The organism is Rhodovulum sp. BSW8 (assembly GCF_003314725.1).
Classification (GTDB): Bacteria; Pseudomonadota; Alphaproteobacteria; order Rhodobacterales; family Rhodobacteraceae; genus Rhodovulum; species Rhodovulum visakhapatnamense.
The window spans coordinates 20,672-27,961 of sequence record NZ_QNVX01000048.1; the positions used below are offsets into that span (position 1 = coordinate 20,672).

Here is a 7,290-nt window from a genome sequence, read left to right on the forward strand (position 1 = left end):
GCGTGCCGCAAGCGAGGCTGACTTGGCCGCAGATCGCAACACCCAGATCGACTATGCCCGCCCGATCCGCCGCATCCTGATCGGCGGGACGGTTTTCGTCCTGATGGCGCTGTTCGTGCTGTGGCGGATCGACAGCCCCAGGGTCGAGCGCATGCGCGCCGCGCTGATCGACCGTGTGATCCCCGGTTTCGACTGGGCGATGGCGCCGATCACCAAGGGCGCCGAGCTGGTCGAGGGCTTTCAGTCCTATGCCCGTCTCGCCGAGCAGAACCAGGAGCTGCGCCGCGAGCTGCGGCAGATGAAGGCCTGGAAAGAGGCGGCGCTGCAGCTGGAACAGGAAAACGCCAAGCTTCTGGACCTGAACAATGTGCGGCTCGATCCAAGCCTGACCTATGTGACGGGCGTGGTGATGGCCGATAGCGGATCGCCCTTCCGCCAGTCGGTGCTGCTGAATGTGGGGGCGCGCGACGGCATTCTCGACGGCTGGGCCACCACCGACGGGCTGGGGCTTGTCGGCCGGATCTCGGGCGTGGGCGAGACCACGGCGCGGGTCATCCTGCTGACCGATTCCAACAGCCGCGTACCGGTCACGATCCAGCCCTCGGGCCAGCGCGCGATCCTTGCGGGCGACAACTCGACGGCGCCGGTGCTTGACTTCGTCGAGGACCCGGCCGTGGTGCGGCCCGGCGACCGGGTGGTGTCCTCGGGCGATGGCGGGGTGTTCCCGGCGGGGCTTCTGGTCGGCCATCTCGCGCTTGGGCGCGACCAGCGGCTGCGGGTGCGGCTGGCCGCCGAATACGACCGGCTGGAATTCCTGCGGGTGCTCAGAAGCCACGCCAACGAAGTGATCCGCGATCCCGGCGCGCTGGTGATCCCGGCCCCGGTGGGGCCGCAGCCGATGCCCGCCCCGGCGGCCGATGCGGGCGGAGAGCCCGGCAATGGTTGACCCGACAACGCTTGACCGCTGGCTGTACCGGCTGATCTTCCTAGGCCTCGCGGTGCTGACGGTCTTCGTGATGATCCTGCCGCTGGAAACCCGCCCGGGCCGCCTGCCCGCCCCCGACTGGATGCTGTGCCTGACGCTGGCCTGGCTGCAGCGGCGCCCCGACTACCTGCCGCCCTGGCTGATCGCGGGCGTCTTCCTGATGCTCGACATGCTGCTGATGCGCCCGCCGGGGCTGATGACCGCCCTTGTGCTGGTCGGGTCCGAATTCCTGCGCGCGCGACAGCAGGTCTCGGTCGAGACGGCCTTCGGCCCGGAATGGCTGCTGACCGGGGGCACGATCTTCGCGATTTACCTGGCCGACGGGCTGGTGCTGGCGCTGTTCTCGGTACCCGAGGCCGATTTCGGGCGGCTGATATTCCTCGCGCTGGTGACGGCGCTGGGCTATCCGCTGGTCGCCCTGGCCTCGCGCTATGCGCTGGGGGTGTGCCGGGTCACGCCGGGCGATCTGGACCCGAGGGGGCTGAACCGATGAAGCGGTCGCAACGCGAGGCCGAGGAAAGCAGCCGCCGGATCGGCCGGCGGACGCTGGTGCTGGGCGGGGCCCAGGCGCTGTTTGCCGGGGTGCTGGCGCTGAGGATGCGGCAGTTGCAGGTGACCCAGGCCGACGAGTTCCGCCTGCTGGCCGAAGAGAACCGGATCAACATCCGCCTGATCCCGCCCGCGCGCGGCATCCTCTACGACCGCCAGGGCCATGTGATCGCCGAGAACGAGCAGAATTACCGGATCGTCATCGTGCGCGAGGATGCGGGCGATCCCGAACAGGCGCTGGCGCGGCTGACCCGGCTGGTGCGGCTGGACGACGAGACCGTCGAACGCGCGCTGAAGGAGATCCGCCGCCACAGCCCCTTCGTGCCGGTCACCATCGCCGACCGGATGCGCTGGGAAGAGGTTGCAGGCGTCGCGGTCAACGCGCCGGTCCTGCCCGGCATCACGCCCGAGGTCGGGCAGTCGCGGCACTATCCGATGGGCCCCGATTTCGCCCATGTGGTAGGCTATGTCGGGCCGGTGTCGGACTATGACCTGTCGAAGCTCGAGGACCCCGACCCGCTGTTGCAGATCCCGCGGTTCCAGATCGGCAAGACCGGGGTCGAGGCCAAGGAAGAAGAGCTGTTGCGCGGCAAGGCCGGCACCCGCCGGATCGAGGTCAATGCCGCGGGCCGGGTGATCCGCGAGCTGGACCGGATCGACGGCCAGCCGGGCTCGGACCTGCAGCTGACCATCGACGCCGGGCTGCAGAACTTCATGCAGGCCCGGCTGGGCGAGGAAAGCGCCGCCGCCGTGGTGCTGGACATCGAGCATGGCGACGTGCTGGGCATCGCCTCGTCGCCAAGCTTCGACCCGAACAAGTTCGTGCAGGGCATCTCGGTCGCCGATTACCGGGCGCTGACAGGCACGCCCTTCCGGCCGCTGTCGAACAAGGCGGTGCAGGGCGCCTATCCGCCGGGCTCGACCTTCAAGGTCGTGACCGCGCTGGCCGCGCTGGAAGCCGGGGTCATCACGCCCGAGGACACGGTCTGGTGCCCGGGCTACCTCAAACTTGGCGAACGGCGGTTCCATTGCTGGAGCCGCGGCGGGCATGGCCATGTCAACCTGACCGAGAGCCTGCAGCAATCCTGCGACGTCTACTATTACGACGTCGGGCAACGCGTCGGCATCGACAATATCGCGGCGATGGCGCGCAAGCTGGGCCTTGGCGTACATCACGATCTGCCGATGTCGGCGGTGGCCGAGGGGCTGGCGCCGGACCGCGCCTGGAAGCGCGCGCGCTATGGCCAGGAGTGGCAGGTCGGCGACACGCTGAACGCCTCGATCGGCCAGGGCTACGTACTGGCGACGCCGCTGCAACTGGCGGTGATGTCGGCGCGGATCGCCAGCGGGCGGGCGGTGACGCCGCGGCTGGTGCGGTCGATCGACGGGGTCGAACAACCCTCGGGCGCGGGCGCGCCGCTGGACATTCATCCCGTGAACCTCGCCCGGATCCGCAAGGGCATGGATGCGGTGGTCAATTCGCGGCGCGGCACGGCGCATCGCTCGCGCGTCGTGGCCGAGGGCATGGCGATGGCGGGCAAGACCGGCACCAGCCAGGTGCGCAACATCACCGCCGCCGAGCGCGCGGCGGGCGTCTTCCGCAACGAGGATCTTCCCTGGGAGCGGCGCGATCATGCGCTGTTCGTGGCCTTCGCCCCGGTCGAGGCGCCCAAGGTCGCGGTCGCGGTCGTGGTCGAGCATGGCGGCGGCGGCTCGGCCGTGGCCGCGCCCATCGCCCGCGACATCACGCTGCGTGCGCTCTATGGCCGGGTGCCGCCCGGCGAGGCCTATCCGAGCGACCAGCGCTGGGAGGCCGAACGGCGCCTGAACGACTTGCCGCTGCGCGATCCCGGGTCGTTCGCGTCGGGCGGGAGGAGCCGGGCGTGAGCTATCTTGAATATAACGTCAAGCGCGTGCCGACCGGCCTGTCGAAGGTGCTGTATGTCAACTGGGCGCTGGTGCTGCTGCTGACGGCGGTGGCGGGCATCGGCTTCATGATGCTTTATTCGGTGGCGGGCGGGCGGCTCGAGCCCTGGGCCGATCCGCAGATGAAACGCTTTGCGCTGGGGATGACGGTGATGTTCGTCGTCGCCTTCGTGCCGATCTGGTTCTGGCGCAACATGGCGGCGCTGGCCTACGGGATCTCGGTCTTGCTGCTGGTCGCGGTCGATTTCTTCGGCACGGTCGGGATGGGCGCCCAGCGCTGGATCGATCTGGGGGTCTTCCGGCTGCAGCCCTCCGAGCTGTCGAAGATCACGCTGGTGATGATGCTGGCCGCCTATTACGACTGGCTCGACATCCGCCATGTGTCGAAGCCGCAATTCGTGGCCTTGCCGCTTCTGCTGATCCTGTTGCCGACGGCGCTGGTGCTGAAGCAGCCCGATCTGGGCACAGCACTTCTGCTGATCGCGGGGGGCGGGATCATCATGTTTCTGGCGGGGGTGCACTGGGCCTATTTTGCGGTGGTGGTCGCGGGGGGCGTGGGGCTCGTCTCGGCGGTCTTCGCCAGCCGCGGCACGCCCTGGCAGTTGCTGAAGGACTATCAGTTCCGCCGGATCGACACCTTCCTCGACCCGTCCTCGGACCCGCTGGGGGCGGGCTATCACATCACCCAGTCGAAGATCGCGCTGGGATCGGGCGGCTGGGCGGGCCGAGGCTTCATGCAGGGCACGCAGTCGCGGCTGAACTTCCTGCCCGAGAAGCATACCGATTTCATCTTCACGACGCTGGCCGAGGAATTCGGCTTTATCGGCGGGATTTCCCTGCTGGCGCTTTATGTGCTGATCATCGTCTTCTGCATCTCGTCGGCGATGCAGACCAGGGACCGGTTCTCGTCGCTGCTGACGCTGGGGATCGCGGCGACCTTCTTCCTGTTCTTCGCGGTCAACATGTCGATGGTGATGGGGCTGGCCCCGGTCGTGGGGGTGCCCTTGCCGCTGGTGTCCTATGGCGGATCGGCGATGCTGGTGCTGCTGGCGGCCTTCGGGCTGGTGCAGAGCGCACATATCCACCGGCCGCGGGGGCGCTGATGCCGAAGATCCTGTTCTCGGCACCGCCCGGGCTTTGGGCCGAGTATCGCGCGCCGCTGGCCCGCGCCTTCGAGGAGGCCGGGATCGCGGCCGAGGTGACGACCGAGACCGGCGATCCGGCGGCCATCGACTATGTGGTCTTCGCGCCGAGGGGCGGGATTTCGGATTTCACGCCCTTTACCGGGGCCAAGGCGGTCCTGAGCCTCTGGGCCGGGGTCGAGACCGTGGTCGGCAACCCGACCCTGACCCAGCCGCTCTGCCGGATGGTCGATGCGGGCCTCGAGGAGGGCATGGTCGAATGGGTGACGGGCCATGTGCTGCGCCATCATCTGGGGATCGACCGCCACATTCGCGCAACCGCGCCGCACTGGGACAAGCGCGTGCCGCCGCTGGCGCGCGACCGGACGGTCGCGGTGCTGGGCCTGGGCGAGCTGGGCCGGGCCTGTGCCGAGGCGCTGGCCGCGCTGAGGTTCCGGGTGCTGGGCTGGAGCCGCACGGCGCGGTCCGTAGTAGGGGTCGAGTGCCATCACGGCGCGGAGGGGCTGCGGCCGGTGCTGGAGCGGGCCGAGATCCTGGTGCTTCTGTTGCCCCGGACGCCCGAGACCGAGGGGCTGATCGACGCCGAGCGGCTGTCCTGGCTCCCCCAGGGGGCGGTTCTGCTGAATCCGGGCCGGGGGGCGCTGCTGGACGAGGCGGCGGTTCTGGCGGCGCTCGATGCCGGGCGGCTGGGCCATGCCACGCTGGACGTCTTCCGGGTCGAGCCGCTGCCGCCCGATCATCCGTTCTGGAGCCATCCGCGGGTCACGGTGACGCCCCATGTGGCCGCGGAAACCCGCCCTGCCTCGGCCGCGCGGGTGATCGCCGAGAATGTGCGCCGCGCGGAGGCGGGCGAGCCGCTTCTGTTCCGGGTCGACCGGGCGCGGGGGTATTGAGGGGCGTCAGGCCCGGGCGCTCCCGCCCCCGGCCTGCACAGGGCTTGCGCCCTGCTGGTCCGGCCTTGGGCCCGGCCGCGCGCTGGACGCGCGCGGCGCCTCCGGCGGGGGTATTTTCGCCAAGAAGAAGAGGCGGTTCGGCGCAGGCGGCCCAACGCAGGCGGGGGGCGCAGGCGGCCTAACGCAGTCGGCCTAACGCAGGCGGGGGGGCGCGTCGGGATCGGCGAGCGGGGTCAGGGTTTCGGGCGCGGGCTGGGGCAGCTCGATCCGGAGGCCGAGACGCGAGAGCCGGGCGGCCATCGGTGCCTGGGACGCGAAGAAGGCCAGATCGAGCGCGCCGCTGTCGAGACCGCTGAAGCGGACGGCCTCGGAGACCGCGCGGGCGAGCGCGGGTTCGGCGCCCTCGGCCGGGTCGAGGAAGGCCAGAAGCAGCGTCGTCTCGCCCGCGGGGTGGCGGAGCCCGGCGAGCCAGGCGCAGGCGGCGAGCCCGGCCGCATCGGCGAGGCAGGTGTCGAGCGCGGCCAGAAGCGGCGCGGGCAGATCGCCCGGCGGGGTCAGCGCCTCGGGGACGAGGTCGAGCGGCTCGGGCGGCGCGGCCAGCATCCCGGCCCACCACTCGACCGCCGCGGCGGGCAGAAGCTCGCCCGCCCCGGTGCCGAGATCGACGCCGAGGCCGAGGCCGGTCCCGGCCAGCATCGCAGCCAGCGTCCGGCCCGGCATCGCCGCATAGGGCGAGGGCGTGCCGGTGAAATCGGTCAGCCTGCCCTCGTCGGCGAAGGCCAGCACGACGCGGCCCTCGTCGAGATCGAAGATGCGGGGCGCGATCCGGTCGTCCTCGGCGTCGCGGTCGAGCAGGAGCACCAGTTCGCTGGCGGCAAGGCGGCCGTAATAGGCCAGCCGCGGCCCCGGGTCGTCGGGCGCAGCGGTCATCGCGGCATGGGCGCGGTCGAGGGCCGCGGCGCGACTGCGCGGCTGGGGGGCGGAAGTGTCGGCGGTCATGCGAGAACCTCGGCGACGCGCTGGCGGAGGGCGGGGATCAGCTCGGCCTCGTACCAGGGGTTGCGGTTGAGCCAGGCGGTATTGCGCCAGGAGGGATGTGGCAAGGGAAAGACTTGCGGCGCATGGGCGCGCCAGCCCGCGACGGTGGCGGTCACGCCCGGCCGGGCCGCGCGGCCGAGATGCCAGCGCTGGGCATAGCCGCCGATCAGCAGGGTCAGCGGCACCGGACCCAGCGCCGCGAGGACGGCGCGGTGCCAGGTCTTGGCGCAGAGCGGGGGCGGCGGCAGGTCGGCGCCCGCGCCGTCATAGCCCGGGAAACAGAAGGCCATCGGCAGCACCGCGACCCGGGAGAGGTCGTAGAAGGTTTCGGGGCCGATTCCCATCCAGGCGCGGAGCCGGTCGCCGGAGGGATCGAGGAAGGGCCGCCCGGCTTTGTGCACCCGAAGCCCCGGCGCCTGTCCGCAGACCAGCACCCGCGGGGCCGGGCCGAACCAGGGGACCGGGCGCGGCGCATGGGCGGTGGCGGTCGCGGCAAAGCGCCCGGCGCAGAGCCGGCAGGCCGCGATGCGGCCGCGCAGATCGTCGAGGGCGGCGGTCATGGGCCGGACCTAGGGCGAAACGGGCGGCCGCGCAATCGCGCTCGTGCCGGCTCCGCCCCGGGGCGCGGGTTCGGTCTTCGTGCCCCGGACGGGTCGGCGGGACCGCGTTTGAGGCGCGGTCGGGCAACGGCCGGGCAACGGCCGGGCGCGCCGTCGGCAGCGTGTCTGCGGGGCATCTGCCGAAGGGCGGGGGGGGG

General features: G+C 71.2%; 7 protein-coding genes. 5 read left to right on the forward strand and 2 right to left on the reverse strand.

The window, feature by feature from the left end; genetic code table 11:
- The first annotated feature begins 22 nt into the window (after positions 1-22).
- Genes mreC through DSD19_RS16890 form a run of 5 tightly spaced genes read left to right on the forward strand, consistent with a single transcriptional unit; the run spans position 23 to position 5,495 of the window.
- On the forward strand, positions 23-946 hold the full coding sequence (mreC, locus tag DSD19_RS16870) for a rod shape-determining protein MreC (RefSeq protein ID WP_113670447.1): 924 nt from the start codon (positions 23-25) through the stop codon (positions 944-946).
- The gene (locus DSD19_RS16875) at positions 939-1,478 is read left to right on the forward strand and encodes a rod shape-determining protein MreD (protein WP_113670448.1); all 540 of its coding nucleotides are present in this window, start codon (positions 939-941) and stop codon (positions 1,476-1,478) included. Before mreC ends, DSD19_RS16875 begins: the two co-directional genes overlap by 8 nt.
- The gene (gene mrdA, locus DSD19_RS16880; protein WP_113670449.1) at positions 1,475-3,421 is read left to right on the forward strand and encodes a penicillin-binding protein 2; all 1,947 of its coding nucleotides are present in this window, start codon (positions 1,475-1,477) and stop codon (positions 3,419-3,421) included. The genes DSD19_RS16875 and mrdA overlap by 4 nt, the downstream gene beginning before the upstream one ends.
- Positions 3,418-4,563 carry a rod shape-determining protein RodA gene (gene rodA / locus DSD19_RS16885; RefSeq protein ID WP_075786831.1) on the forward strand — a complete coding sequence of 382 codons (1,146 nt, stop codon included), beginning with the start codon at positions 3,418-3,420 and terminating at the stop codon, positions 4,561-4,563. The genes mrdA and rodA overlap by 4 nt, the downstream gene beginning before the upstream one ends.
- Positions 4,563-5,495, forward strand: coding sequence for a glyoxylate/hydroxypyruvate reductase A (locus DSD19_RS16890; RefSeq protein ID WP_113670450.1), 933 nt, complete (start codon positions 4,563-4,565; stop codon positions 5,493-5,495). Before rodA ends, DSD19_RS16890 begins: the two co-directional genes overlap by 1 nt.
- Positions 5,496-5,687: 192 nt before the next feature.
- On the opposite strand, the gene DSD19_RS16895 is transcribed toward DSD19_RS16890, so the two are convergent.
- Both DSD19_RS16895 and DSD19_RS16900 read right to left on the reverse strand, forming a co-directional pair.
- Positions 5,688-6,494: an SseB family protein gene (locus DSD19_RS16895; RefSeq protein ID WP_113670451.1), complete on the reverse strand. Its 807-nt coding sequence runs from the start codon at positions 6,492-6,494 to the stop codon at positions 5,688-5,690.
- Entirely contained in the window at positions 6,491-7,093 is a 603-nt protein-coding gene (locus DSD19_RS16900) for a uracil-DNA glycosylase family protein (protein WP_113670452.1), read from the reverse strand. Before DSD19_RS16900 ends, DSD19_RS16895 begins: the two co-directional genes overlap by 4 nt.
- Between the last annotated feature and the right edge of the window lie 197 nt (positions 7,094-7,290).